Origin of the sequence: Sphingomonas sp., assembly GCF_029239295.1 — a bacterium.
GTDB lineage: Bacteria > Pseudomonadota > Alphaproteobacteria > Sphingomonadales > Sphingomonadaceae > Sphingomonas.
Map to the genome: position 1 here is coordinate 143,913 of NZ_JAQZBC010000003.1, position 26,122 is coordinate 170,034.

The 26,122-nt window shown below is 66.6% G+C and carries 24 protein-coding genes, 1 tRNA gene and 1 pseudogene; 7 read left to right on the forward strand and 19 right to left on the reverse strand.

Annotated elements, in window-relative coordinates:
• Positions 1–17 precede the first annotated feature (17 nt).
• Positions 18–1,076, forward strand: a complete 1,059-nt coding sequence (locus K0S66_RS04545) for a glycosyltransferase (RefSeq protein WP_301073954.1) — start codon at positions 18–20, stop codon at positions 1,074–1,076.
• Here K0S66_RS04545 and maiA read toward each other — a convergent pair.
• The 6 genes from maiA to pyrE are packed head-to-tail and all read right to left on the reverse strand — an operon-like array spanning position 1,063 to position 5,427.
• Entirely contained in the window at positions 1,063–1,692 is a 630-nt protein-coding gene (gene maiA, locus K0S66_RS04550; RefSeq protein ID WP_301073955.1) for a maleylacetoacetate isomerase, read from the reverse strand. The genes K0S66_RS04545 and maiA overlap by 14 nt on opposite strands.
• On the reverse strand, positions 1,689–2,765 hold the full coding sequence (locus tag K0S66_RS04555) for an AI-2E family transporter (RefSeq protein WP_301073956.1): 1,077 nt from the start codon (positions 2,763–2,765) through the stop codon (positions 1,689–1,691). The genes maiA and K0S66_RS04555 overlap by 4 nt, the downstream gene beginning before the upstream one ends.
• Positions 2,762–3,685 (reverse strand): signal peptidase I, encoded by a 924-nt coding sequence (gene lepB, locus K0S66_RS04560; RefSeq protein ID WP_301074038.1) that lies wholly within the window; start codon positions 3,683–3,685, stop codon positions 2,762–2,764. Before lepB ends, K0S66_RS04555 begins: the two co-directional genes overlap by 4 nt.
• Before the next feature lie 31 nt (positions 3,686–3,716).
• Positions 3,717–4,121: a holo-ACP synthase gene (acpS, locus tag K0S66_RS04565; protein WP_301073957.1), complete on the reverse strand. Its 405-nt coding sequence runs from the start codon at positions 4,119–4,121 to the stop codon at positions 3,717–3,719.
• On the reverse strand, positions 4,118–4,846 hold the full coding sequence (locus tag K0S66_RS04570) for a pyridoxine 5'-phosphate synthase (RefSeq protein ID WP_301073958.1): 729 nt from the start codon (positions 4,844–4,846) through the stop codon (positions 4,118–4,120). The genes acpS and K0S66_RS04570 overlap by 4 nt, the downstream gene beginning before the upstream one ends.
• Positions 4,843–5,427 (reverse strand): orotate phosphoribosyltransferase, encoded by a 585-nt coding sequence (gene pyrE / locus K0S66_RS04575; RefSeq protein WP_301073959.1) that lies wholly within the window; start codon positions 5,425–5,427, stop codon positions 4,843–4,845. Before pyrE ends, K0S66_RS04570 begins: the two co-directional genes overlap by 4 nt.
• A gap of 193 nt (positions 5,428–5,620) precedes the next feature.
• On the opposite strand from pyrE, the gene coxB reads away from it, so the two are divergent.
• Together coxB and ctaD are read left to right on the forward strand one after the other, a co-directional pair.
• Positions 5,621–6,781, forward strand: a complete 1,161-nt coding sequence (gene coxB, locus K0S66_RS04580) for a cytochrome c oxidase subunit II (RefSeq protein WP_301073960.1) — start codon at positions 5,621–5,623, stop codon at positions 6,779–6,781.
• Positions 6,782–6,785: 4 nt separating this feature from the next.
• The gene (gene ctaD, locus K0S66_RS04585; RefSeq protein ID WP_301073961.1) at positions 6,786–8,465 is read left to right on the forward strand and encodes a cytochrome c oxidase subunit I; all 1,680 of its coding nucleotides are present in this window, start codon (positions 6,786–6,788) and stop codon (positions 8,463–8,465) included.
• A 300-nt stretch (positions 8,466–8,765) separates the two neighbouring features.
• Here ctaD and K0S66_RS04590 read toward each other — a convergent pair.
• The 8 genes and pseudogenes from K0S66_RS04590 to murI form a co-directional block, all read right to left on the reverse strand.
• A tRNA-Phe gene (locus K0S66_RS04590) sits at positions 8,766–8,841 on the reverse strand.
• Positions 8,842–8,871: 30 nt separating this feature from the next.
• Positions 8,872–9,041, reverse strand: a pseudogene (gene yacG, locus K0S66_RS04595) (DNA gyrase inhibitor YacG).
• Positions 9,038–9,964, reverse strand: coding sequence for a ribonuclease (locus tag K0S66_RS04600; protein ID WP_301073963.1), 927 nt, complete (start codon positions 9,962–9,964; stop codon positions 9,038–9,040). The pseudogene yacG and the gene K0S66_RS04600 overlap by 4 nt, the downstream one beginning before the upstream one ends.
• Positions 9,957–10,532, reverse strand: coding sequence for a nucleoside triphosphate pyrophosphatase (locus tag K0S66_RS04605; RefSeq protein WP_301073964.1), 576 nt, complete (start codon positions 10,530–10,532; stop codon positions 9,957–9,959). Before K0S66_RS04605 ends, K0S66_RS04600 begins: the two co-directional genes overlap by 8 nt.
• A 29-nt stretch (positions 10,533–10,561) precedes the next feature.
• Positions 10,562–10,807: a translation initiation factor IF-1 gene (gene infA, locus K0S66_RS04610; protein WP_026325702.1), complete on the reverse strand. Its 246-nt coding sequence runs from the start codon at positions 10,805–10,807 to the stop codon at positions 10,562–10,564.
• 181 nt (positions 10,808–10,988) lie between these two features.
• Complete coding sequence (locus K0S66_RS04615) at positions 10,989–11,858, reverse strand: 3-hydroxyacyl-CoA dehydrogenase NAD-binding domain-containing protein (protein ID WP_301073966.1); 870 nt, start codon at positions 11,856–11,858, stop codon at positions 10,989–10,991.
• A gap of 168 nt (positions 11,859–12,026) precedes the next feature.
• A complete protein-coding gene (gene hemA, locus K0S66_RS04620) occupies positions 12,027–13,271 on the reverse strand; it encodes a 5-aminolevulinate synthase (protein ID WP_301073967.1) in 1,245 nt (414 codons plus the stop codon).
• 113 nt (positions 13,272–13,384) lie between these two features.
• Positions 13,385–14,173, reverse strand: a complete 789-nt coding sequence (murI, locus tag K0S66_RS04625; protein WP_301073968.1) for a glutamate racemase — start codon at positions 14,171–14,173, stop codon at positions 13,385–13,387.
• Positions 14,174–14,330: 157 nt separating this feature from the next.
• On the opposite strand from murI, the gene plsY reads away from it, so the two are divergent.
• Positions 14,331–14,936 carry a glycerol-3-phosphate 1-O-acyltransferase PlsY gene (gene plsY / locus K0S66_RS04630; protein WP_301074039.1) on the forward strand — a complete coding sequence of 202 codons (606 nt, stop codon included), beginning with the start codon at positions 14,331–14,333 and terminating at the stop codon, positions 14,934–14,936.
• On the forward strand, positions 14,929–16,044 hold the full coding sequence (gene dprA / locus K0S66_RS04635; protein ID WP_301073969.1) for a DNA-processing protein DprA: 1,116 nt from the start codon (positions 14,929–14,931) through the stop codon (positions 16,042–16,044). The genes plsY and dprA overlap by 8 nt, the downstream gene beginning before the upstream one ends.
• A 15-nt stretch (positions 16,045–16,059) precedes the next feature.
• On the opposite strand, the gene K0S66_RS04640 is transcribed toward dprA, so the two are convergent.
• Positions 16,060–16,725 carry a Crp/Fnr family transcriptional regulator gene (locus K0S66_RS04640; protein WP_301073970.1) on the reverse strand — a complete coding sequence of 222 codons (666 nt, stop codon included), beginning with the start codon at positions 16,723–16,725 and terminating at the stop codon, positions 16,060–16,062.
• Positions 16,726–16,921: 196 nt separating this feature from the next.
• On the opposite strand from K0S66_RS04640, the gene murA reads away from it, so the two are divergent.
• Positions 16,922–18,220 (forward strand): UDP-N-acetylglucosamine 1-carboxyvinyltransferase, encoded by a 1,299-nt coding sequence (gene murA, locus K0S66_RS04645; protein ID WP_301073971.1) that lies wholly within the window; start codon positions 16,922–16,924, stop codon positions 18,218–18,220.
• A gap of 45 nt (positions 18,221–18,265) precedes the next feature.
• Here murA and K0S66_RS04650 read toward each other — a convergent pair whose 3' ends face one another.
• The 4 genes from K0S66_RS04650 to K0S66_RS04665 all read right to left on the reverse strand — a co-directional run bounded on the left by K0S66_RS04650 (position 18,266) and on the right by K0S66_RS04665 (position 23,284).
• Positions 18,266–19,726 (reverse strand): NAD(P)/FAD-dependent oxidoreductase, encoded by a 1,461-nt coding sequence (locus K0S66_RS04650; RefSeq protein ID WP_301073972.1) that lies wholly within the window; start codon positions 19,724–19,726, stop codon positions 18,266–18,268.
• A gap of 145 nt (positions 19,727–19,871) precedes the next feature.
• Positions 19,872–20,279 (reverse strand): hypothetical protein, encoded by a 408-nt coding sequence (locus K0S66_RS04655; protein WP_301073973.1) that lies wholly within the window; start codon positions 20,277–20,279, stop codon positions 19,872–19,874.
• Between the two features lie 172 nt (positions 20,280–20,451).
• A complete protein-coding gene (locus tag K0S66_RS04660; protein WP_301073974.1) occupies positions 20,452–22,716 on the reverse strand; it encodes an NADP-dependent malic enzyme in 2,265 nt (754 codons plus the stop codon).
• A gap of 73 nt (positions 22,717–22,789) precedes the next feature.
• On the reverse strand, positions 22,790–23,284 hold the full coding sequence (locus K0S66_RS04665) for a methylated-DNA--[protein]-cysteine S-methyltransferase (protein WP_301073975.1): 495 nt from the start codon (positions 23,282–23,284) through the stop codon (positions 22,790–22,792).
• Positions 23,285–23,487: 203 nt separating this feature from the next.
• Between K0S66_RS04665 and mutS the strand changes: the two genes are divergently transcribed.
• Entirely contained in the window at positions 23,488–26,082 is a 2,595-nt protein-coding gene (gene mutS / locus K0S66_RS04670) for a DNA mismatch repair protein MutS (protein ID WP_301074040.1), read from the forward strand.
• Positions 26,083–26,122: the final 40 nt, after the last annotated feature.

A 26,122-nucleotide genomic window follows, 5' to 3' on the forward strand; every position in this document is an offset into this window, starting at 1 on the left:
AGGTAGCAGGATACAAGATGAGCAGCGCTGAACACATCCTGAGCTACGCCCAAACGCTTCGCGGCGGGGGGGTGGAGCGGGCGTTGCTGCGCCTCGCCGGGGAGTGGATCACGCTGGGTCGGCGAGTCACGCTGGTGATCGGCGCGCCGGATGGGCCGCTGGCGCGCGAGTTACCCGATCGCGCCAAAGTGGTGCCGCTTGGCTCGCCGGATTATCGCGCCTTGCTGTCGTTGCCGCGCCATATCCGGGCGCAACGGCCCGATGTGATCTTCTGCGCGGGAAGCCACTATACCGGCGTTGCAGCGTGGACGCGGTGGCGGCTGGGCCGGCAAACGCCGCCGATCGTCGGCAAGGTGTCCAATGCGCTGGTCCGGCCGGATCATGGCGCGGCGACCGGGCTGGCCCATGCGCTATGGCTGCGTCAGCATCCGCGCTTTCTGGACCGGGTGGTGGCCATGACGCCGGCGAGCGCGGTGCAAACCGCCGCGATGATGCGCCTGTCGCCATCGTTGATCCCGATCATCCCCAATCCGCCGGCGCGCCCGATGGTGGGCGCGGCGCCCTTGGGCTTGCCGCTGCCGCCGCGGTACATGCTGGGGGTAGGCCGGCTTGCGCCACAGAAGAGATGGGACCGGCTGGTCACCGCCGTCGCGGCGATGCGGGAGCGGGTGCCGCTCGTCATTCTGGGCGAGGGGGAGCAGCGCGAATCGCTGGCGGCACAGGCCCGCGCGCTCGGCGTAGAGCTACTGCTGCCGGGTCATGCGGCTGATCCGCTGCCGGTGATGGCGGGCGCCGCCCTCGTCGCGTTGACATCCGACTTCGAAGGAACGCCGGGTGTGCTGCGCGAGGCACTGTCGGTCGGCACGCCAGTGGTAGCGACCGATTCGTCGCCAGCGGTGGCCGAGATCATCGCCGATCCGGCATGGGGCACTATGGTGCCGCGCGAGGATCCTGCGGCGCTTATCGTGGCGCTGGATCGATGGATGGTCGCTCCTCGCCCCGAACCGGTCACGCCACCGGGCAACGACTCCGCGGCGCGTTACCTGGCGTTGTTCGATTCGCTCATGCCAGCCTGACGCGGTCGGGCGCGGCAGCCTGCACGGCTGGCAGGGCAAGGCTGGCGGCTTCGGCGGCGAGCAGGCGGGGGTAAGGCGCCAGATCCAGGTCGAAACGGCGCGCGTTGTACAGCTGGGGGATCAGGCAGATGTCGCTGATGTCGGGACCGTCGCCGCCCAGGTAGGGGCCTTCGCCCGCCATCTGCTCCAGCGCGGCGAGCCCCTCCGCGACCCAATGACGATACCAATCGTCCTTTGCCCGCTGATCGGCGCCAAATTGTGCCTCCAGCCGCTTCAGCACGCGCAGATTGTCGATCGGATGGATGTCGGCGGCGATGACCAGTGCACGGGCGAGCTGATCGGACCGGGTGAACGGATCCTTGGACACCATCGGCGGATCGTCGAAATTGGCATCCAGCCAGTCGACGATCGCAAGGCTTTGCACCAGCGGCCGCCCGTCGACCACCAGCGTAGGCACCAGCCCTTGCGGATTGATCGCGCGGTTCTGCGGCGAGGTCTGTTCGCCAGATACGAGGTTTACCGGAACGGTTTCGTAGGTGACGCCCTTCAGGTTCAGACAGATGCGGACCCGATACGCCACTGACGAGCGCCAATAATCGTGCAGGACGATCCTCATGCCTCGTCCGCCGTCTGCTCGTCATCCTCGCCGACGGTCTCGCTTCGACGCTCCATCGCCGCCTTGATCATCGCGGTCATCGGATCGGCGAGGGCGAGGCCCAGAATGCCGAACAGCGCGCTGGCAAGGATCTGCGCGCCCAGTGTCAGCGCGGGCGGCATGTCCACCGTCCGCTTGGCCACCATCGGGATCAGCACATAGCCGTCAAAGGTCTGGACGATCACATAAGTGCCGATCGCCCACAGTCCCGTGTCGACCCCGGCGGAAAAGCCGACCGCGATCATCAGCGCACCCGAGATAAAGGCACCGATATTGGGGATGAAGGCGAGCATTCCGGTGAGGATGCCAAGGATCATCGCCATCGGCACCCCGCCGAGCATCAGCGCCAGCCAGGTCAGCACGCCCTCCGCGATCATCCCCAGGATACGGCCGAACAGCAGGCGGCGCAGCGTCTCTCCCATCCGCTCGGTGGTGATGGCGAATTCGCGGCGCTTATCCTCCGGGATCATCCACTGCAGCCCGCGCTCGTAGACGCGCGGATCGATCGCGATGAACAGGCCGATCACGATGATCATGAACAAGGTGGTGAGTGCCCCCACCGCCGTTCCGACCCATGACGTCAGCCGTCCGACCGAGCTCATCGCCTCGCGCGCCAGCCCGCTGAAATCGGAAGCGGCGGGCATCAATCCCTGGTCCGAAAGGAAGCTGGTGAGCCGGATTGCCTGCGTCTCCAGCGTGGTCCGAAGCTCGTTGACCTGTTCGGCGACCTGAACACCCGTGAGGACGAAGGTGCCGACCAGGAACACGACGGTCAGCAGGCAGACAATCAGGAGCCGCCATGCGCGGCCGATGGGAAGCACGCGGCCCAGCAGCCGCACCCCGCCGTCCAGCAGCGAGGCGAAGACCAGGCCGGCGAAGATGATGAGCAGCGGCTGCACTAGCAGAACGACGAGCGCGATCGCCGACGCCATGCCGAGCCAGACTGTCGCGCGGCGGATTTCGCGGCGGGTTTCCGGATTACGGACCTCGTTGGGGCTGGCGCCCTCCACCAACCTCACCTGCGCGTCGCTCACTCGGTTTCCTTTGGTCGCAGCGAGGTGCCGGCGCGGCCGCTTCGCAGCGATCCAAACCACGTCAGCGGGTTGATGGTTGCGGAGCCATCGACGGAGAAGGTGATAAATTCAGCGCGGCCGCCGATGTTCTCCCACGGCACGGGTCCGCCCAGCCCCTTTTCGCTGCCACCCAGGGCAAAGCGGCTGTCGGCCGAGCGATCGCGATTGTCGCCCATCAGGAAGACGTGGTCGGCGGGAATCCGGATCGGTCCGTAATAGTCGCCCGGGCTGGCGCCCAGTTCCACCGTGTCGAAACGGCGGCCGTTGGGCAGCGTCTCGGTGACGATCGGCAGTCGGCAGACGAGCTGGCCATCGGGGCGCGTGATGCGCGCGCCAGGATATTGCCACGGATCGCAGGTCGCGTTCGCATCCACCGGCATGTCGCGATAGTGGATCGGGCCACGCTCGACCGGCTTGCCGTTCAGGATAACCGTGCCCGCGCGCACCTCCAGCATATCGCCAGGCAGGCCGATCACGCGCTTGATATAGTCGCTGGTCTGGCCCGGCGGGGTGACGATGACGACATCGCCGCGCTCGGGCATCTTGCCCCATACGCGGCCGCGCCACGCCGGCAGTTGCACGGACCAGCTTTCCACCGGACGGCGCAGCACCGCTCCCTCGAAGATCGCGGCGGGATTGGGAATGGTGGGCGATACGAACGACCAGCCATAGGCATATTTGGAGACGACGAGGCGATCGCCGACCTCCAGCCCGGGCAGCATCGATTCGCTGGGGATGTAGAACGGCTTGGCCAACAGGCTGTGGAACCCGAGAACCGCGACGATCAGCCAGAACATGCCCTTGGCCTCACCCCACCAGTCGAAGCCGCGGGCACGGCGGCGCGGCGCGTCATCGGCCGGCGGCTCGCTGGTGGTCTGCAGTTTTTCGGCCAGATCGTTCACAGGATGGGGATCACTTGTCCGGGATCGCCTCGATGATCACAAAGGCCTGCGCCCAAGGATGATCGTCGGTGAGGGTGAGATGGATGGCGGCGCGGTGGCCGGCGGGGGTCATTGCATCAAGCCGCGCCTTCGCGCCGCCCGTCAGTGCCAGGGTCGGTGCACCGGACGGCGCATTCACGACCCCGATGTCCTTCATGAACACGCCGCGGCTGAAGCCGGTACCCACCGCCTTGGAGAATGCCTCCTTGGCGGCGAACCGCTTGGCATAGGTGCCCGCGACGGTGAACGGACGGCGGCGCGCCTTGGCACGCTCCACGTCGGTGAAGACGCGATTCTCGAAACGTTCGCCAAAGCGATTGAGCGAATTGCGGATCCGCTCAATATTGCAGAGGTCAGATCCCAGGCCGATGATCACCGCGCCACGTCCATCGCCGCGCGCATGCGGCGAATGCTTTCCTCGAGCCCGATGAAGATCGCCTCACCGATCAGGAAATGGCCGATGTTGAGCTCCACCACCTGCGGGATCGCGGCGATCGGCGCGACATTGTCAAAGGTGAGGCCGTGGCCGGCATGAACCTCGATCCCGTTCTTCGCCGCCAATGCGGCAGCATCGGACAGGCGGCGCAATTCTTCTGCGCGGTCCGGGCCGTCGAGTTCGCAATACCGGCCGGTGTGAAGCTCGACGACCGGTGCGCCAAGCCGCAACGCGGCGTCGATCTGCCGCGCATCGGGTTCGATGAACAACGACACGCGCGACCCGGCAGCCTTCAGTTCCGACACCATCGGCTTCAGCCGATCGTGCAGCCCAGCCGCGTCGATGCCGCCTTCGGTCGTCCGCTCCTCGCGCTTTTCGGGGACGATGCAGACGGCATGTGGACGGTGCTTCAACGCGATCGCCAGCATCTCGTCGGTGGCTGCCATCTCCAGGTTGAGTGGAATGGTCAGCTCGGCGGACAACCGGGCGATATCGTCATCGGTGATATGGCGCCGATCCTCCCGCAGATGCGCGGTGATGCCGTCAGCACCGGCGGCAGCCGCCAGCAGCGCGGCGCGCACCGGATCGGGATAGGCACCGCCACGCGCGTTGCGCACCGTGGCGACGTGATCGATGTTGACGCCGAGGCGCAGTGGCTGGGTCACGCGGCGGCCCGGCTTCCAGGCTTGATCGCCGGTATTGCGGCCAGTTCGGGCGGGACGTGATCAGGCTCGTAGGTCGGCACTTCCAGCCGGATCAATGGAAAGAAGGGGACGCCGATGTCGGCGGCGCCATTCGACCGGTCGACCAGCGCGCCGCCGGCGATGACGCGGCCACCGGCCGCCTCGATCGCCTTGATCGCCTCGCGGGAGGAAAGGCCGGTGGTGACGACGTCCTCCATCATCAGCACCTCCTGCCCCTCACGCAGTCGGAAGCCGCGCCGCAATTCAAACGTACCCGACGGCCGTTCGACGAACATCGCCTCCACGCCCAGCGCACGTGCCATTTCATGTCCGGCGATCACGCCGCCCATGGCCGGCGAGACGACCGCCGTGATCCGCTGACGCAGGTCCGCCGGCAGGCGCGCGGTCAGTGCCTCGGCAAGGCGAGCGCCGCGCCTTGGATCCATCAGGACGCGGGCACATTGCAGGTAACGGGAGGATCGCAGGCCCGACGATAGAATGAAATGGCCCTCAAGAAGCGCGTCCGCCGCGCGGAATTCGGCCAGCACATCGTCGTCGGTCACTCTACGCCCTTTCGTGATGCGTGTTGAATAAGGTCGCGGTTCACGCCGCGCAACAAAGCGCAACGGGTCGAGGGCAAATAATGCCACATGCGTGCTTGAGGCGCGCGAAACCCCTCCGTATAGGCGGCAGAGTCTAAGGGTCTGCGCAGGGGGTGCGCCGGCCGCACACCGGAGAGGTAAGGTTACCGCACGGATGAGAAGCGCGTTCAAGGGATGGGTGCTGGCCGCTGGGCTTGCGCTGGCAGGCGTCGTGCCTGCGGCTGCCCAGCCGGCAGCAACGGAGGGCAATGTCGCAAGCGCGCCTGCAGCAGCAGGCACGATCGGCAATTCGGCCAACACGGCAGAGCGGGCGCCCGACCAGGCACCCACGGCGCCGCAGGTTGCCGCCGATGGCACGCCCGTATTGTCGGCGGAGCCGATCATCGGCCAGCCGACTGATCGCCTGATGTCGATCCAGCCGCAGGTGACCAAGAACGGTCAGCGCGCGATGGGTTTCCACAACAACATCCTGCTGCCGCTGATCGTGATCATCTGTCTGCTCGTGCTGGCGCTGCTGGTGTGGGTGGTGATCCGCTATCGCCAGGCGGCGAACCCGATCCCGTCGAAGACCAGCCACAACACCGCGATTGAAGTGGTGTGGACGCTGGCGCCGGTGCTGATCCTGGTCGCCATCGCAGTGCCGTCGATCGGCCTGCTCTCCGCACAGTACAAGCCGGCTCCGGCGGGTGCGGTGACGCTGAAGGCGATCGGCAACCAATGGTATTGGAGCTACCAGTATCCCGACCATGGCGGCGTGGAAATCACGGCCAACATGCTGAAGGAAAAGAACGAGGTCGCTCCCGGTGAGCGCTTCCGTACCGATGCTGACGGCCCCCGCCTGCTCGCAACCGACAACCGTATCGTCCTGCCGGTCGGCGTGCCGATCCGCCTGATCACCACGGCCAACGACGTGATCCACAGCTGGGCGATCCCCGCCTTCTGGATCAAGCTGGACGCCGTGCCGGGCCGCCTGAACGAAACCAGCTTCACCATTGAGAAGCCGGGCGTCTATTTTGGCCAGTGTTCTGAATTGTGCGGTGCGCGTCACGCGTACATGCCGATCGCGGTTGAGGCCGTGCCGCCGGCACAGTTCGCGGCGTGGATCCGCTCCAAGGGTGGTTCGATGCCTGGCGCAGGCCAGCCGTCGTCGGCCGAGATCCCGCAGCCGGGTGCCGACAATTCGGCCAGCGCTGCCGCGGAGGCGAACACCGCCGACACGATGACCGGCCCGACGCAGAACGCGACGGCCGAACCCGCCACCTCGCCGCAGGGCGCCACCGGTAACCCCGGCGGCACCGGCGACACGGGACGCTGAGACCATGACCGATACCGCACTTCAACCATCCGCCTTCCAGGCGCATGACGATCACGCGCACCACCATGACGCGGATCACAAGCCGGCGTTCTTCCAACGCTGGTTCATGTCGACGAACCACAAGGACATCGGCACGCTCTACCTGATCTTCGCGATCTTCGCGGGGATCATCGGTGGTGCGATTTCCGGCCTCATGCGCGTCGAGCTGCGCGATCCGGGCATCCAGTATCTGCCGACCTGGCTGGCCATGCTGCACGGCCCGGGCACGTTCGATGACGCACTCCACCTGTGGAACGTGCTGATCACCGCGCACGGCCTGATCATGGTGTTCTTCATGGTCATGCCGGCGATGATCGGTGGCTTCGGCAACTGGTTCGTGCCGCTGATGATCGGTGCGCCGGACATGGCGTTCCCGCGCATGAACAACATCAGCTTCTGGCTGCTGGTCCCATCGTTCATGCTGCTGCTTGCCTCACCGTTCTTCGGTGCGGGCGCCGGCACCGGCTGGACCGTCTATGCGCCGCTCTCCACTTATGGTGAGCCGGGGCCGTCGGTCGACATGGCGATCCTGTCGCTCCACCTGTCGGGCGCGTCATCGATCCTGGGTGCGATCAACTTCATCACCACGATCTTCAACATGCGCGCACCGGGCATGACGCTGCACAAGATGCCGCTGTTCGCCTGGTCGGTGCTGGTCACCGCATTCCTGCTGCTTCTGTCGCTGCCGGTTCTGGCCGCGGCGATCACGATGCTGCTGACCGATCGTAACTTCGGCACGACCTTCTTCGATCCGGCCGGCGGCGGTGATCCGGTGCTCTATCAGCACCTGTTCTGGTTCTTCGGCCACCCCGAAGTGTACATCATGATCCTGCCGGGCTTCGGCATCATCAGCCACATCATCGCGACGTTCAGCCGCAAGCCGATCTTCGGCTACCTCGGCATGGCCTATGCAATGGTCGCCATCGGTGTCGTCGGCTTCGTTGTGTGGGCGCACCACATGTTCGCGACCGGCCTCAGCGTGAACACCAAGATGTACTTCACCGCGGCAACGATGGTGATCGCGGTGCCAACCGGCATCAAGATCTTCTCGTGGATCGCGACGATGTGGGGCGGCTCGCTCACCTTCAAGACCCCGATGGTCTGGGCGATCGGCTTCATCTTCATGTTCACCGTGGGCGGCGTGACGGGCGTCGTGCTCGCCAACGGCGGCGTCGACGATTACATGCACGACACCTATTATGTGGTGGCGCACTTCCACTACGTGCTGTCGCTGGGTGCCGTGTTCGCGCTGTTCGCGGGCTTCTACTACTGGTTCCCGAAGATGTCGGGGAAGATGTACAACGAGTTCCTCGGCCAGCTGCACTTCTGGGTGTTCTTCATCGGCGTGAACATCCTGTTCTTCCCGATGCACTTCCTGGGCCTGCAGGGTATGCCGCGGCGCTACCCGGACTATCCGGACGCCTATGCCTATTGGAACCAGATCGCGACTCACGGCTATGAGATCATGGCGCTGGGCATGGTGATCTTCTTCATCAACCTGATCTGGTCGCTGGCCGCTGGTAAGAAGGCGCCGGACAACCCCTGGGGTGAAGGCGCGACGACGTTGGAGTGGACGCTGTCCTCGCCGCCGCCGTACCACCAGTTCGAGACGCTGCCGGTGATCGAGGACAACAAGCACCATTGATCGCCAGCCGTCACGGCAACAACGAAGCGCCCCGCGAGGAAACTCGCGGGGCGCTTTCGTTTGGGCGGGTAAGGGTATTCAGGAGGGTGGGCAGAAAGGCGCCAGGATAGTGCGGCGGAGGGGCGCGGGACACCCGGGTCACGGTGATAACGCAGAGGTGTGCTGGCGCGTGAGGGCAGCCTAGCGCGGCCCCAGATCAAGCAGGGCGTTCATAGTGAAGGCGGGAGCAGGACGTGCGTAGAATACCGTATGCGCAACGGCGCTACGGTTAGGGAACCATCATCGCTGTAGAAAGGAAGATGGTGCCCAGGGACGGGATCGAACCGCCGACACTGCGATTTTCAGTCGCATGCTCTACCAACTGAGCTACCTGGGCACACCGACAGAACGTCGGGGAGCGGTCCCCCTAATCGGCCGAAGAGCCGCTGTCCAGCCCATCCGGATCGATCTGTTGTCCCGGAATGCGATATCCGTCGCCGAGCCATTGCAAAGGTCGCGATCCTTGCAGCGCCGCGAACAGAAGGGCGCGTTTTCCGGGTTGCTGGGCTTGGCACAAAGGGGGCAGGTCTCGGTCATTCGTCGAATATGGGGGTACGGCCAGTGCGTTGCACCAGCGCCGCGATCCAATCGGGCCGGCTGGTGATCCGCGCACGCACGGCAGCGGGCACACGGAAGCGATTGGGCGCGGTGGGCGGTGTACGCTCGATCTGGCGCAACACGGCCCGCGCAGCGGCGCCAACGGGGTCGCTGCGGAGGATTTCGGGTACTGACGGCCTGTTTCGGCCTCGCACGATCTGCATGAAGCCGAAGCCGTTCACGGCGGTGCGGTCGAACGGCTGCGCGAGGCGCGAATCGATCGCGGCGGCGACCGCCTGTCGCGCATCGCGACCGGTGAGCGTTGGAAAGTCGATCCCGATCGATCCACCGATATCGAGCCGCTCGATCGCAGTCGCCACGGCGGTTGCCGCGCGGATCGCGAGCGGTTCGAGCGGCGGATCGCCGTCGACATCGAACAGGGCCATGGCCGGGGTGGGCCAGAAGCGCAGCATGCCGCCCGGAAACGCGATGTCCCCCGTCATCGCTTCCTCCAGCACCTCTGACCAGCCAGCGGCCTCCAGCGCGTCTGGTTCATGCGCGCGCAGCTCGCGGACGGGGGCGCCGTCCAGCCGCTCACGCAGCGTAGGGGCAGGGCGAGGTGCCGCATCGGTGATCCGCCCCCGCGGCAGCTTCGGCCGGCCGGGCTCCGGGATCGCCGCGCGGGTGATTTCGACCCGGACCGCAGCGCCGAGGGTGATGCCACCGGCGGCGCGCGGAAGGGTGATATCCTCTCCCGTGTCGAGCCGGGCGAGATCGCGCTCGATCAGGCGGGCGGGTGCGACCAGGCCCGGCTGCGGGCCCGCATCGTCAAGCGTGATTCGGGCGCGAAGGATGTGACCGTCATCATCGATCAGGGCGGCGCGCTGCTCGCCAATCCCCGCTTCGTACCGCCACTCAGCCAAGGATGATGCCGGCGGTCGCCAGCAGGGTACGCGTTTCGAACAGCGGCAGTCCGACGACGCCCGAGTAAGAGCCATCGATGCGGCGCACATAGGCCTCGGCACGCCCCTGGATCGCGTAGCCGCCTGCCTTACCCATGCCTTCGCCGCTGGCGACATAGGCCTGGATGTCGGCATCGGTCAGGGGCTTGAAGGCGACCAGCGTGTCGGACAGGCGGGTGCGCATCTTGCCGTCAGTTCCGATTACCGCGACGGCCGACAGGCAATGATGACGACGACCGGAGAGCAGCCCGAGCATTCGCACGAGATCGGCCTCATCCGTGGGCTTCCCCAGAATGCGGGTGCCAAGTGCGATGCTGGTATCGGCAGCGAGGACGACTTCCCCGTCAGCGCGGGCAACGGCAGCAGCCTTCGCCATCGCAACCCGCAGGACGTAATCGCGCGGGCGCTCCGCCTTCAGCGGCGTTTCGTCGACGTCCGGCGCGACAACGCGCGCAGGGACGACGCCGATCTGCGCCAGAAGCGCCAACCGGCGGGGAGAAGCGGAGGCAAGGATCAGATCGGCGGACATGCACCGATCCCCAGGATCACGAACCAGGTTTATTGCGGGCCGGGGCCGCCGCGGCCGGGCATGAAGCGGTAGGTGATCCGCCCCTTGGTCAGATCATAAGGGGTCAGTTCGACAAGCACTTCATCGCCCACCAGCACGCGGATGCGGTTCTTGCGCATCTTGCCTGCAGTGTGGCCGAGGATCTCGTGATCATTCTCTAGCCGGACGCGGAACATGGCGTTGGGCAGGAGCTCGACCACCTGGCCGCGCATTTCGAGGAGTTCTTCTTTCGCCAAAAAATCGATCTTTCTGCGGATAGGGCGCGCGCGCGCTTAACCGAAGCAACGCCAAAAGGAAAGGCGCGCAGCGAAAGCGCAGGCGGCGACGCAGCCAAAATGTGGCCGGCAGGTCGAAGATTCAACCATGTCGGTGTCATTGGCCGTGACGCACCGGTCACTGCGACCGGCGCGGCAAGGCCTAGCGGCTCGGAACGGGCGTGTCGCCGCTATAGTCGTAGAACCCGCGCTTGGTCTTCTTGCCGTACCAGCCGGCCTCGACATACTTTACCAGCAGAGGTGCCGGGCGGAGCTTGGGATCGCCGGTCGTCTCGAACAGCACGCGGATGATTTCGAGGCAGGTGTCGAGTCCGATGAAATCGGCCAGCGTCAGCGGACCCATCGGGTGGTTGAGGCCCAACTGGCAGGCGAGATCGATGTCACGGATCGTGGCGACGCCCTCTCCCAGCGCGAAGCAGGCCTCGTTCAGCATCGGCATCAGGATGCGATTGACGATGAAGCCGGGCGCGTCATTGGCGTGGACCACCGCCTTGCCCAGCGCGGTGGCATGGGTTTCGACCGTCTTCACTGTCTCCGCCGTCGTGGCGAGGCCGCGAATCACCTCGATCAGCCCCATCACGGGCACTGGATTGAAGAAATGTACCCCGATGAAGCGCGTTGGGTCGGGCGATGACTGCGCCAGCCGCGTGATCGGGATCGACGAGGTGTTGGAGGCAAGGATCGCCTGGTGGCCAAGGACGGTACCGACCTGGGCGAAGATCGCGCGCTTCACCTCCTCACGTTCGGTTGCCGCTTCGATGATGAGGCCGCAGGAGGACATGCCCTGCACACCCTCGATCGGCTCGATCCGGGCCAGCGCCTGATCGCGCGCCTGGGGATCGATCTTGCCCTTTTCCACCGCACGGTCGAGTTGCTTGGCGATTCCCGCCTTGCCGGCTTCGGCGCGGGCCTTGTCCACATCGGTAAGGAGTACGCGATAGCCGGCCTGGGCGGAAACCTGCGCGATCCCCGCACCCATCTGCCCTGCGCCGATGACGCCGACTGCCTGCATGATTGTATCCCTCTTCGAACTGCGACGGGGATCCTCTAGCCGGATCGCGCCCGATTTGTCGAAGCGGGAATGGAGGAGTGCGCCGGCTCAGCCGGTCACGAGCCCATCGACGCACAAGATACGTGCTCGACCCGGGGGGAGGGACGGGCCTCTCCCCGGTAGCGCGGCTTATGCCGCCTTGCGCAGCTCCAGCCGGTCCCAGATCTCTACCAAGGCGTCGGTCAGTTCCTGCATCATCGCTTCGCTGTGTGCCGGACCCGGCGTGAAGCGAAGCCGCTCGGTACCACGCGGCACCGTGGGGTAATTGATCGGCTGAACGTAGATGCCGTATTCGGCGAGCAGCACGTCGCTGATCTTCTTCGCCTTCACCGGATCGCCGACCATCACCGGTACGATATGCGTGTCGCCGACCATCACGGGCAGGCCGGCCTCGGCCATCATCGCCTTCAGCCGTGCGGCGGCGGCCTGCTGGCCCTCGCGCTCGACCGAGGAGCTCTTGAGGTGACGCACGCTCGCCAGCACGCCGGCGACCAGCACAGGCGAAAGCGACGTGGTGAAGATGAAGCCCGGCGCGTAGCTGCGGATCACGTCGATGATCGTCTTGTCCGCGGCGATATAGCCGCCCATCACGCCAAACGCCTTGCCCAGCGTGCCTTCGATGATGGTCAGGCGGTCCGCGACATCGTCGCGTTCCGAAATGCCGCCGCCGCGCGGGCCGTACATCCCCACGGCATGCACTTCGTCGAGATAGGTCAGCGCATTATACTTGTCGGCGAGGTCGCAGATCGCCGCGATCGGGGCGACATCGCCCTCCATCGAATAGACGCTCTCGAACGCGATCAGCTTGGGCGTCGCGGGATCGTCGGCAGCGAGCAGTTCCTCGAGATGCACCAGATCATTGTGGCGGAACACGCGCTTCTCGCAGCCCGCGTTGCGGATGCCCGCGATCATCGAGGCGTGGTTCAGTTCGTCCGAATAGATGATGCAGCCCGGCAGCACCTTGGCCAGCGTCGCCAGCGTGGCCTCGTTCGAGACATAGCCGGACGTGAAGAGCAAAGCGCCTTCCTTGCCGTGAAGGTCCGCAAGCTCGGCCTCCAGATCGACATGGTAATGCGTGTTGCCGCCGATGTTGCGCGTGCCGCCCGAGCCGGCGCCGACATCATGCAGCGCCTCTTCCATCGCCGCGATTACCTTGGGATGCTGACCCATCGCGAGATAATCGTTCGAGCACCAGACGGTGATCGGTTTCGGGCCATTGTGGCCGGCGAAGCAGCGTGCGCTGGGATAGTGACCCTTGTTGCGCAGGATATCGATGAAGACGCGATAGCGCCCCTCGGCGTGCAGACGGTCAATCGCCTGAGAAAAGGCGCGTGTGTAGTCGACCGGACGCGCAGCAAGAAGTTCACTGGACATGGCCCCGTCGCTTACGCTTGTGTCAGTGGCAATGCCAGTGGATTCGCCCCTTTTGTGCTCCGCTAGGGACTTGTCCGGACCCTAGGATGCCCCTGCAGCCGCCCGGGAACGGGTCAGAGATGCACGCAGCGATTGAAGCCATAACCCGCGAGCGCCTCCTCCAGCCCGGGCGCGATCGCACCCGTAAAGACGGCTTCGTCGGGCAGGGCATGCGCAAATGACTGCCCCTGCGTCAGATGCGCGATTCGCCGTGCGATCCCGGCGCCGCCATCGACGAAGTTGACCCGGCGGCCGATCGCCGTCGCCAGTTCGGCCTCCAGCAACGGGAAATGGGTACAGGCAAGCACAATCGTGTCGATGCGATCCCCGCCCGGCGCCGCCAGCAACGGCGCGATCGCGGCGGCGACCACCTCGGGCCCGACCGGTTCGCCGCGCAGCCGTGCCTCGGCCAGCGTCACCAGATCGGCTGAACCGTGGCGGATCACCTGGCAGTCACCGGCGAATCGCGCGGCGAGATCGTCGACATAGGCCTGGCGGACCGTGGCAGCGGTGCCGAGCACCCCGATCGTCCGCGTCACGCTCAGCGCCGCCGCTGGCTTGATCGCCGGAACGGTGCCGACGATCGGAATGTCCAGCGCGCTGCGCACCGCCGCCAGTGCGATGGTGGAGGCGGTGTTGCATGCGATCACGATCAATCGCGGCTGGTAGCGCTCAGCCAAACGGCCGAGCAGCGCCGGTACGCGGCCGGCGATCTCCGATTCGTGCTTCACACCGTACGGGAAGCCCGCCGAATCGGCCGCGTAGACGAAGCGCGCGTCAGGAAGGGCGCGCCGGGCGGGGGCAACAATCGACAGGCCGCCCACACCGGAATCGAAGAACAGGATCGGACGCGGATCGCTCATGCCCGCTTCCTACGGCGCTGCAGCGTTGCGGAAAAGTGCAACACGATGGCGGCACAGGACCTGCAAACCCGCGGCATTCGCGCACCTTATACTGATGTAGGTTAGTAGTAACAGGCGTTTCGTTAGGCTAACGTCACAACCAACGGAGGAATCGTCACTGCCGACTGAGATCATCTGGGGGCCGCCAACACTCGCGCTGGTGATTGGCTATCTGCTGGGGTCAATCCCCTTCGGTGTCCTGCTCACCCGGGCCAGTGGTGCCGGCGATCTGCGGCAGATCGGTTCCGGCAATATCGGCGCGACCAATGTATTGCGGACGGGGCGCAAGGGGCTGGCAGCGGCCACGCTGCTGCTCGACCTTGCCAAGGGCTGGGCGGCGGTTGTGATCGTCGCGGCGCTGCTGCCGGGCAATGAGCAACTGGCCGCAGCGGGCGCATTCGTCGGACATTGCTACCCCGTTTGGCTGCGCTTTCGCGGTGGCAAGGGCGTGGCGACGCTGATGGGCATCGTGCTGGCGCTGCATCCGCCGCTGGCGCTGGTCTATGCGGTGGTATGGCTTGGCCTGCTCGCCACGCTGCGCATCTCCTCGGTTGCGGGCATGGCGGCGGCGGCGAGCGCGCCGGTTGCGGCGGCCGTGTTCGATCGCTTCGATCTGGTGCCGTTGCTTCTCGCGCTGGCGCTGATCGTCATCTGGAAGCACCGCGAGAATATCGGGCGGCTGCTCGACGGGGCCGAGCCGCGCGTCGGCTCCAAGGGTGGCTGACGCCGATCCGGAGCAGGTGAGCGCCGCCGCGGCGGACGATGTGGCCGATCGGCTGCGGTTGATCCGAACTGCCGGCGTTGGTCCGGTCACCTATCGCCAGTTGTTGCGCCGCTTCGGCACCGCCCGCGCCGCGATCGAGGCGCTGCCTGAACTCGCGCGCCGCGGCGGTGGCCGGGTGCGAACACCAGCCGACCCGCGAGTGATCGAGCGCGAGGTGGCGCAGGTCGCCAGGTTGGACGCCCGGCACATTTTTCAGGGCGATCGCGACTATCCTCCGCTGCTGGCGACATTGGCCGATGCCCCTGCCGTACTGACGGTACGCGGGTGCATTCCCGATCCCGCCGCCCCGAGCATTGCGATCGTCGGTGCGCGCAACGCTTCGGCGGCGGCGTGCCGGTTCGCGCGCGGGCTGGCGCACGATCTGGCCAGCGAAGGCGCCGTCGTGGTGTCGGGCCTCGCGCGCGGGATCGATACAGCTGCACACGTCGGCGCCGGCCCGGCCACGGTCGCGGTGATCGCCGGAGGCATCGACGTCGCCTATCCGCCCGAGAACGCGGCACTGCAGGAACGGATCGCGGCAGAGGCGTTGCTGGTCGCTGAAATGCCGGTCGGCACCGAACCGCGCGCGCGTCACTTCCCGCATCGCAACCGGATCATCGCCGGCTGGGCGCATGGCACGATGGTGGTGGAGGCGGCGCCGAAATCGGGGTCGCTCATCACCGCGCGTCTGGCCGGCGAGGCGGGACGCGATGTGATGGCGGTGCCCGGCAGCCCGCTGGATCCGCGCGCGCAAGGATGCAATCTGCTGATTCGCGACGGTGCGACGCTGATCCAGAATGCGCAGGACGTTTTGGAGCAGATCCGCCCGTTCGACCCGCGGGTGGTACGCGCGCCCGTTCTGCCGTTCGAGGTGCAGCCGCCGGCTGATGCCGACGATCAGGCGCGACGCGGCGTCGTCGCGCTGCTTGGCCCAGTTGCGACCCCGGTCGACGAAGTGATCCGCCAATCGGGTGTCCCCGCCGCTGTCGTGCAGATGGTATTGCTCGAACTGGAGATCGCGGGACGGCTGGAGCGCCACGCAGGCGGTCGGGTCAGCCTCGTCGGTTGACCGCCGCCTGAAAGCTCAGGCGGCCGGGGGCAGCCAGGACAGGTCTAGCCCCGACAACCGATCATTGTAATTGGCCGATCGCGCCAGCCGCTGTTCGTCGAGGAAGGTCACGCGCCCCGAATCGCGGCGGATCAATGCCTCATTCTCCAGCTGCCGCAGCATGCGGTTTACGTGCACGGCGGTAAGCCCCGTCGCGTCGCCGATCTCTTCCTGCGTCAATCCCAGGATGAAGCTGCTGTCGATCGTGGGATCGAGCCGGCGCAGGCGATTGCGAACTTCCAGCAGAACCGACGCGACGCGCGCCTTGGCGGAGGTGCGCCCGAGCGCGGCGATCCGATCGGTCAGCATGGCACGTTCGGCCTGGTCGAAGGCGACGATCACGGTGAACAGGCGCGGCTGTTCCAGCGCGAGCCGAGTCATCAGCGGTCGATCGAACGGGCACACCACGCTGTCCGCCAGCGCGCCAATCGTCTCGGGCACGCGCGAAAAGACCAGTGCCGGCAGCGCGATCACATCGCCGGGAAAGATGAAGCGCAGGATCTGGCGACTGCCATCGGGCAGGATGACATAGCTCATCATCATCCCGCTGCGCAGGATGAACAGCTCCCCCGCCGGATCATTCTCGCGCACCAGCGTGGCGCCGCGCCGCAACGCGCGCTCACGCTCCTCCAGCCGCAGCAACGCTGCGCGCTCGCAATTGGATAACGGGACAAAGTCACCGAGACGTTCGGCAAAACAGCTACTTGGCACGCGTGAAGAGCCCCCTTGGGAACAGAGAACGCTAGTCGTGTCGGGGCTGGTGCCGCATTAAAGTCGATCAACATCGTTACGCGGCCGTCGCTTGGCGAGCGTGGCCAGGTTCGGTAGATGCACCCCGATGGACCGTATCCTTATTCGCGGCGGCAATCGCCTGTCGGGCAAGCTGCCGATCTCTGGCGCCAAGAACGCAGCGCTCACCCTGATGCCTTGTGCGCTGCTGACGGATGAGCCGTTGACGCTACGGAATCTGCCGCGTCTGGCCGATGTCGATGGCTTTGGTCACTTGCTCAATCAGCTCGGCGCATCGACCGCGATCGAGGGCACACGCCCCGACGAATTCGGGCGGGTGATGACGATCCGCACGGGTCAACTGACGTCCACCGAGGCGCCGTATGACATTGTGCGAAAAATGCGTGCGTCCATCCTCGTGCTGGGGCCGATCCTGGCGCGGGCCGGCGAAGCGCGCGTGTCGCTGCCGGGTGGCTGCGCGATCGGCAACCGTCCGATCGATCTTCACCTGAAGGCGCTGGAGGCAATCGGGGCCGAACTGGAGATGAGTGCGGGCTATGTCACTGCGCGCGCGCCCAAGACGGCGTCGGGCAGTGCCCGGCTGAGCGGGGGGCGCTATCGCTTCCCGGTCGTGTCGGTCGGCGCCACCGAGAACGTCGTGATGGCCGCGGTAACGGCGAAGGGTAGCTCGCGCATCGAAAATGCCGCGCGCGAGCCCGAGATCGTCGACCTGTGCCGCTGCCTGGTCGCAATGGGCGCGCAGATCGAGGGGATCGGCACCGAGACACTGGAGATCGAGGGCGTCGATCGCCTGCACGGTGCCACCTATGCCGTGATGCCCGACCGGATCGAGGCGGGCAGCTATGCCTGCGCCGCGGCGATCACTGGCGGCAGCCTGGAACTGGTCAACGTCGATGCCGAAAGCATGGGCGCTACGTTGGCCGCGCTGGCGGATGCCGGCGTGCTGATCGAGCTGAAGAAAAATGCGGTGTGCGTAACCGCGCAGGGGCCGCTCCAGCCGCTGACGCTGACCACCGCGCCCTTCCCCGGCTTTGCCACCGACATGCAGGCGCAGTTCATGGCGATGCTGTGCAAGGCCGAAGGCGCGAGCGTGCTGACCGAGACGATCTTCGAGAACCGCTACATGCACGTGCCCGAACTGGCGCGAATGGGCGCTGACATCACCGTTACCGGAAGGACCGCGGTGGTGCGCGGTGTCGACCGGCTGGTCGGGGCGCCGGTGATGGCGACGGACCTGCGCGCCTCGATGAGCCTGATCCTCGCCGGCCTCGCCGCAGAGGGCGAGACGTCAGTCAATCGCGTCTATCACCTCGACCGCGGGTACGAGCGGCTGGAAGAGAAGCTGTCGGCCGTCGGCGCGGATATTGAACGCGTCAGCGACGGCTGACACCCACGGCCCCCCTTCCGCCGGGCAGATAGGCGGGCAAGTGACTCAGCGGAGCGCGACGGCCTCGCGGTCAAGCTCCGCGGTTTCGGCCGCGTAGCTTGCGCAATCCCCCGCCCAATTCTGATACACGCGGCCGTTCGCGGCCTTGTACCAGCTGCGGCAGTGCGGATCCGCCCATACCGTGGCGGACAGCAACTGCGTGATCCGATCGTTGAAGCGGCGCTGTCCGTCGGGTGTCACGCCTGCGGCCTTGGCCTTCTCTGCCTCCAATTCGGCCAGCGTCTTCAGCATGTAGCCCACCTGCTGCTCGATCATGAAGCTGATCGAATTGTGGCCGAGATTGGTGTTCGGGCCGTAGAGCATGAACATGTTGGGGAAGCCCGACACCATGATGCCGAGATACGCCTCCGGCCCGTCCTTCCATGTCTCCTTTAGCGTCTGACCATTTTCGCCCACGACCTCCATCGACCAGTCCCATTGCGTCGTTTCGAAGCCGGTGGCGAAGATCAGGACGTCGAGTTCGTGGAAGCCATCCTTGGTGCGCACGCCATTGGTCTCGATCCGCTCGATCGCGGAGGTTTCCAGCGTCACGTTGTCGCGCATCAGCGCGGGGTAGAAATCGTCGGTGATCAGGATGCGCTTGCAGCCGATAGGGTAATCGGGCGTGAGCTTCTCGCGTAGCTCCGGATCGGGCACCTGCGCGGCGAGATGATCCAGCGCCGTGCGCGTGTAAGCCGCGCGCCCCTCGGGCGTCCATTTGAACGCCTGCCAGAAGTAGTTGTCGGCATTGTCGAAGATCGCGGCGCGCTGCTGCGCGCCAAGCTTCATCGCCATTTCGAGGTTGGTCGCCATCAGCGCCTTTGTCTCGGGCGTCACATGCTGATCGTTGCGCGGGACGACCCAATTGGGCGTACGCTGGAACACGACCAGCTCGCCGGCGACCTTGGCCACTTCTGGGATCAGCTGCACCGCGCTTGCCGCCGATCCGATCACGCCGACGCGCTTACCGGTCAGGTCGACGCTGTCGTCCCATGCCGCCGCATGCCATTTCGCGCCCGCAAAGTCGTGCACACCGGGAATTTGGGGAAAGCAGGGCCGGCTCAGCTGGCCAAGCGCGGGTACGATCGCGTCAAAGGTCTCGCGTGCGCCCTTCTCGGTCTCGACGGTCCAGGTACCATCGCCGTCGTTCCACACCGCCTTGGTCACGCCCTCGTTCAGATGCAGGGCATCGGACAGGCCGAACTGGTCGACGAGGCTCTTGGTATAATCGTGGATCTCTGGACCACGCGCGTAATTGTGGCTCCAGTTCGGATTGGGCGCGAAGCTGAACTGATAGAGGATCGCCGGCACGTCGCAGGCGACGCCGGGATAGCGATTGGCGCGCCAGGTGCCGCCTACCGAATCGGCATGTTCGTACACGGTGACGTCGTGGCCCGCCTCGCGGCCCTTGATGGCGGCGCACAAGCCGCCCATTCCCGCACCGATTACCGCGATCCGCTTGCTCATCCACTCTCTCCGCTTGCGGTCTTTGCCGCTCGGGAAGCACGATGCCGTGTCGCGCGCTTGGAGGGAAGAGGGTTTAAGTCACTCGCGTTAGTTCGCCGCCCACTCACCCGTCCGTCGCGACGAACGGGTGAGTGCGGCCATCGGCTTAACGGCAGCGAACGTTGTTCTTGTCGATCGCCTGGCCCAGCGCGGACCCGCCCGCACCACCCAGGATCGCGCCCAGTACGCCCGAGCCACCTGGCTTGATGATGGTGCCAAGCACGCCGCCGGCAATGCCGCCGACGATCAGACCGGTCGTGCCGTCATCACGACGGCAGTAATAGCGGCCATCGCGGCCGGCATAGATGCGGTCATTTTCCGAAAGGCGACGTTCGCGATAGCGGCGGTCGTCGCGATAGTAGCGCGACGCATCATAGTCGCCGTAAGCGGGATCGGGCCGGTTGTAGTCGTAGCCGCCGTAGCCGCCGCCCCAGCCGCGACGCGGACCATCGTCGCCCGTGCACCCCGTAACCATCACCGCCGCACCGATCGCGGCCAACGCAACACTCCGCATCGTTTCCTCCGTCTTGTTTTGGATGAAACGGTAATGGCTGGCGCGGGCGAATGGTTGCGCGACTGATATTGACTTCGCGCCGATCCCGAACGGCGCTGGAGGCGCCGGTCGCTCTACGGAAAGAGGCGGGCGGCGGGCACTTCAGCGCCGCGCCGCCCGGTATCCTGTTGCGTCAGCGGGCGATTCCACCCGCGGCCAGGACGGCCAGCGTCATCAGATCGCTGGCGGTTGAGGTCATCGGTGCGATCTGCACCGGCTTTTCCATGCCGATCAGCATCGGCCCGATCACGCTGTCGCCGCCCAGTTCGCGCAGCAACTTGGCGGAGATGTGCGCGGTCTGAAGCCCCGGCATGATCAGGACGTTGGCCGGGCCGGACAGGCGCGCGAACGGGTAATTCGCCATCTGCTTGGGGTTGAGGGCGACGTCGGGCGTCATTTCCCCCTCATATTCGAAGCCGACATTACGCTTGTCGAGCTCGGTCACGGCATCGCGGATACGCTCAAGGAACGTCCCCTTGGGATTGCCGAAGGTCGAATAGCTAAGGAAGGCGACACGCGGTTCGTGACCCATGCGGCGCGCCACCGCGGCGGTCTGTTCGGCGATATCGGCCATCTGCTCGGCCGTGGGCCGCTCGTTCATCGTCGTGTCGGCGATGAAGACGGTGTGGCTCTGCCCGACCATCAGGTGGATGCCGAACGGCGTGCGGCCGGCCTCCGGATCGATCACGCGGCGCACCTCGCGCATCGACTGCGCCCAGGTGCGGGTGATGCCGGTGATCATCGCATCGGCATGGCCAAGCTGCAGCAGCACGGCGCCGAAGATGTTGCGATCCTGGTTGATCATCCGCTCGCAATCGCGGCGCAGATAGCCGCGGCGCTGGAGGCGGGCGTAGAGGAAGTCGACCATCTGCGGCACCAGCGGCGAGACGCGGCTGTTGTGCAGTTCATATTCCTCGGGATTCTGGATGCCGAGCGCGCGCAGGCGATCGGGCACGTCGTCACGCCCGATTAGCACCGGCGTGCCATAGCCCCCTTCCTTGAAGGCGATCGCGGCGCGCAGCACGACTTCTTCCTCCGCTTCCGCGAACAGCACGCGCTTGGGATGGGCGCGCGCCCCTTCATAGGCGAGGCTGAGGACCGAGGTGGTCGGGTTCAGCCGCGCCCGCAGCGTTTGGCGATACCCCTCCATGTCGAGGATCGGACGAGTGGCGACCCCGGAATCCATCGCTGCCTTCGCGACGGCGGCGGGGACGATCTCCATCAGGCGGGGATCGAACGGCGCCGGGATGATGTATTCGGGACCGAAGACGTGCTGCACGCCGTAAGCCGCGGCGACTTCCTCGGGCACGCGCTCCCGTGCGAGTTCGGCGATCGCCTGCGCGGCGGCGATCTTCATCGCATCGTTGATCGCCGAGGCACGCACGTCGAGCGCGCCGCGGAAGATGAACGGGAAGCCCAGCACATTGTTGACCTGGTTGGGATAGTCCGACCGGCCGGTGGCGATGATCGCGTCGGGACGCGCTTCCTTGGCGAGCTCGGGGCGGATTTCCGGTTCCGGATTGGCCATGGCGAAGATGATCGGCGCGGGCGCCATGTCCTTCACCATCTCCGGCTTCAGCGCGCCAGCGGCGGACAGGCCGAGGAACACATCGGCGCCGTGCAGCGCCTCGGTCAGCGTGCGGCGATCCGTGACGGCGGCATGGGCGGACTGCCACTGGTTCACATCCTCGCGCCCCTGGTAGATGACGCCGGTACGATCGCACATGATGACATTGTCATGCTGCACGCCCATCGCCTTCATCAGCTCGGTGCAGGCGATGGCCGCTGCGCCGGCGCCGTTCACGACGATCTTGATGTCGCGCAGCGAACGCTTGGTCAGCAGGCACGCATTGATGAGGCCGGCGGCGGTGATGATCGCGGTACCATGCTGGTCGTCATGGAAGACCGGGATGTTCATCCGCTCGCGCAGCGTCTGCTCGATGATGAAGCATTCCGGCGCCTTGATATCCTCAAGGTTGATGCCGCCGAACGAGGGTTCGAGCAGCGCGACGCAGTTGATGAAGGCGTCGACATCCTCGGTCGCGACTTCGAGATCGATCGAATCCACATCGGCGAAGCGCTTGAACAGCACCGCCTTGCCTTCCATCACCGGCTTCGACGCGAGCGCGCCGAGATTGCCCATGCCCAGGATGGCGGTACCGTTGGAAATCACCGCGACCAGATTGCCCTTGGCCGTATAGTCATAGGCCTTGGCGGGATCGTCCGCGATCGCCTGAACCGGCACCGCCACGCCCGGCGAATAGGCCAGCGACAGGTCGCGCTGGGTCGCCATCGGCTTGGAGGCGATGATCTCGATCTTGCCCGGGCGCCCTTCCGAATGGAACAGGAGCGCCTCGCGCTCCGAGAACTGGATGGTGTTGCTGGTCTTGTCGGTCATTGCGCCCCCGGCCGAAGGTTTCGAGCCGGACCTTTAGGGGGAAGGCGGGAGGATGAAAACCGCCGGTTTCGGTTCAAAGCAGCGCGGCTTCCCCGCGTTCGAGCGCGAGCAGCAATTGCTTGTTCGGCAGTCCGCCGCCGAAGCCGGTGAGCGTGCCGTTGCTGCCGATCACGCGGTGACACGGCGTGACGATGGGGATCGGGTTGCGGCCGTTCGCAGCGCCGACTGCTCGGGTGGCGGTGGGGCGGCCGATCGCGCGGGCAATGTCGGCGTAGCTGCGCGTTTCGCCATAAGGGATGGTGAGAAGCGCGCGCCACACGTCGCGCTGGAACTCCGTGCCGACCGGATCGAGCGGCAGATCGAAGGTGGTGCGCGTGCCGGCGAAATATTCCTCCAGCTGGCTGACGGCGGCAGCGATGACGGGATGATCCGGATCCGCGCGCCGCGGAGCATAGCGCGCCTGCATCGCCGCATCGTCATCCCACAGGATTGCGGCAAGCCCGGCGTCGCTGGCGATCAGCGTGAGATCGCCGGTGGGCGAGGGGATGGTGGCGGTCGCAAATGTCATGGCGCGGCTCCTTCGGCGTCACCTTAATAGCGGCAGGGCGAGCGTGCGTCCCGATGTTTGCGGCCAAAGCGCCACTCGTCAGCGGCGGCATGTCTGGCTAGACGGGGGGACCCGCCCGGCGGCGCTACGCCCGCCTACCCGCATCCGCATCTCATCCGTTTCGACACCCGGAAACCATGGCCGAACCCACCGCTCCCACGCCGATGATGGCGCAATATCTGGCGCTCAAGGAAGAAGCGGGCGATTGCCTGCTGTTCTATCGCATGGGTGATTTCTTCGAGCTGTTCTTCGAGGATGCGCGGATCGCGAGCGGCGTGCTCGACATCGCGCTGACGGCGCGCGGGGAACATGCCGGCGAGAAGATCCCGATGTGCGGCGTGCCGGTGCATGCGGCGACGGCGTATCTCCAGCGGCTGATCAAGGCGGGGCACCGCGTGGCGATCGCGGAGCAGACCGAAAGTCCGGAGGAAGCACGCAAGGCGCGCGGATCGAAGGCGCTGGTGAACCGCGCGATCATCCGCTTCGTCACCGCGGGGACGCTGACCGAGGAAGCGCTGCTCGATGCGCGCGCGGCGAACTGGTGCGTGGCGGTGGGCGAGGTGGCGGGCGGCGTCGGCATCGCGGCAGCCGATGTGTCGACCGGGCGGTTCGAGGTGATCGCCTGTTCGCCGCAGGCGCTGGGCGCGGAGCTTGCCCGGCTGGCGGCGGCGGAAGTGGTCGCGGCGGAAGGGAGCGACGCGCCGGCGACGGTGTGGCGGCCGCGCGGCGAATTCGACAGCGCGCGGGGCGAGGAGCGGTTGAAGCGGCTGCACGGCGTGGCGACGCTCGACGGCTTCGGCCAGTTCGATCGCGCGATGCTGGCCGCGGCGGGCGGGCTGATCGCCTACCTCGACCATAATGGGAAGGGCACGCTGCCGTTCCTGCGCGCGCCGGTGATCCGCCGCAGCGCCGAGACGATGGCGATCGACGCAGCGACGCGCGAGAGCCTGGAGCTGACCTGCACCGCCGGCGGCACGCGCAAGGGCAGCCTGCTCGATGCGGTGGACCGCACGGTGACCGGGGCGGGCGCGCGGCTGCTGGCGGCCGACATCGGTGCCCCGCTGATGGACAGGGCAGCGATCGAGGCGCGGCTGGCGCTGGTGACGCTGTTCCACGACGATGGCGACATGCGCGCCCGGCTGCGCGAGCGGTTGCGTGCGCTGCCCGATATCGGCCGCGCGATCGGGCGGCTGGTGGCGGGGCGAGGCAGCCCGCGTGATCTGGGGCAGCTGCGTGACGGACTGGACGGCGCGTGGCTGCTGGCGGAGACGCTGCAATCGATCGAGGCGCAGCTGGTGGACGGGGCAGGCAGCGATCTGCTCGCTCAGCTGACCCCGCGGCTGCGTGGGCATGGCGAGCTGATCGACCTCCTCAAGCGCGCACTGGTGCCTTCGCCGCCGATCGACGCGGCGAACGGCGGCTTCATTGCCGAAGGCTATGACGCGGCGCTCGACGACCTGCGCGATGCGGGATCGGGCGGGCGCAAGGCGATTGCGGCGCTGGAGGCGCGCTATCGCACCGAGACCGGGATCAACGCGCTGAAGATCCGGCACAACAATGTGCTTGGCTATCATGTCGAGGTGCCGGCGAAGAATGCCGAGGCGCTGATGAAGCCCGACAGCGGCTTCACCCATCGCCAGACGATGGCGGGCGCGGTGCGCTTCAACGCGCCCGAGTTGCACGAGGTGGCGAGCCGGGTCACGCAGGCGGGGGCGCATGCGGTGGCGGCGGAGGCGGCGCATCTCGAGGATCTGATCGCGGCTGCGCTCGCCCGCGCCGAGCCGATCGCGGCGACGGCGGATGCGCTGGCGCGGCTGGACGTCGCGGCCGGGCTGGCGGAGCGCGCGGCGGAGGGCGGCTGGGCGCGGCCCGCTCTGGTGGAGCATCCGTGCTTCGAGATCATCGGCGGGCGGCATCCGGTGGTGGAGGCGGCAGTGGCGAAGGCAGGCGAGCGGTTCGTCGCCAACGACTGTACGCTGTCCGAAACGTCGCGGCTGTGGCTCGTGACGGGCCCGAACATGGGCGGCAAGTCGACGTTCCTGCGCCAGAATGCGCTGATCGCGGTGCTGGCGCAGGCCGGGAGCTATGTGCCCGCGACGAGCGCGACGTTGGGGCTGGTCGATCGGCTGTTCAGCCGCGTCGGCGCGTCGGACAATCTGGCGCGCGGGCGATCGACCTTCATGGTCGAGATGGTGGAGACCGCCGCGATCCTGGCGCAGGCGACGCCGCAGAGCTTCGTGATCCTTGACGAGGTGGGGCGCGGCACGTCGACCTATGACGGGCTCGCGATCGCCTGGGCCGTGGTGGAGGCGATCCATGAGGACAATCGCTGCCGCTGCCTGTTCGCGACGCATTACCACGAACTGACGCGGCTGGCGGAGCGCTGCGACGCGCTGTCGCTGCACCATGTGCGGGCGCGCGAGTGGAAGGGCGAGCTGGTGCTGCTGCACGAGTTGGCCGATGGGCCGGCGGATCGCAGCTATGGCCTCGCCGTCGCGCGGCTGGCCGGGATGCCGCCGGCGACGGTGGCGCGCGCGAAGGCGGTGCTGGCGAAGCTGGAGGCGGGGCGCGCCAAGACGGGCGGGCTGGCCGCGGGGCTGGACGATCTGCCGCTGTTTGCCGCCGCTGCGGCCGCCGTGCCGGAGGAGACGGTGGATCCGCTGCGCGCGGCGGTGGAGGATCTGGATGTCGATGCGCTCTCCCCTCGCGAGGCGCTGGACCAGCTCTATCGGCTGAAGGGTATCGTGCGGGAGGCGTGAAGGCACGCGCGCCCGCTTGATCCCCTGCCGCCGCGCCCCG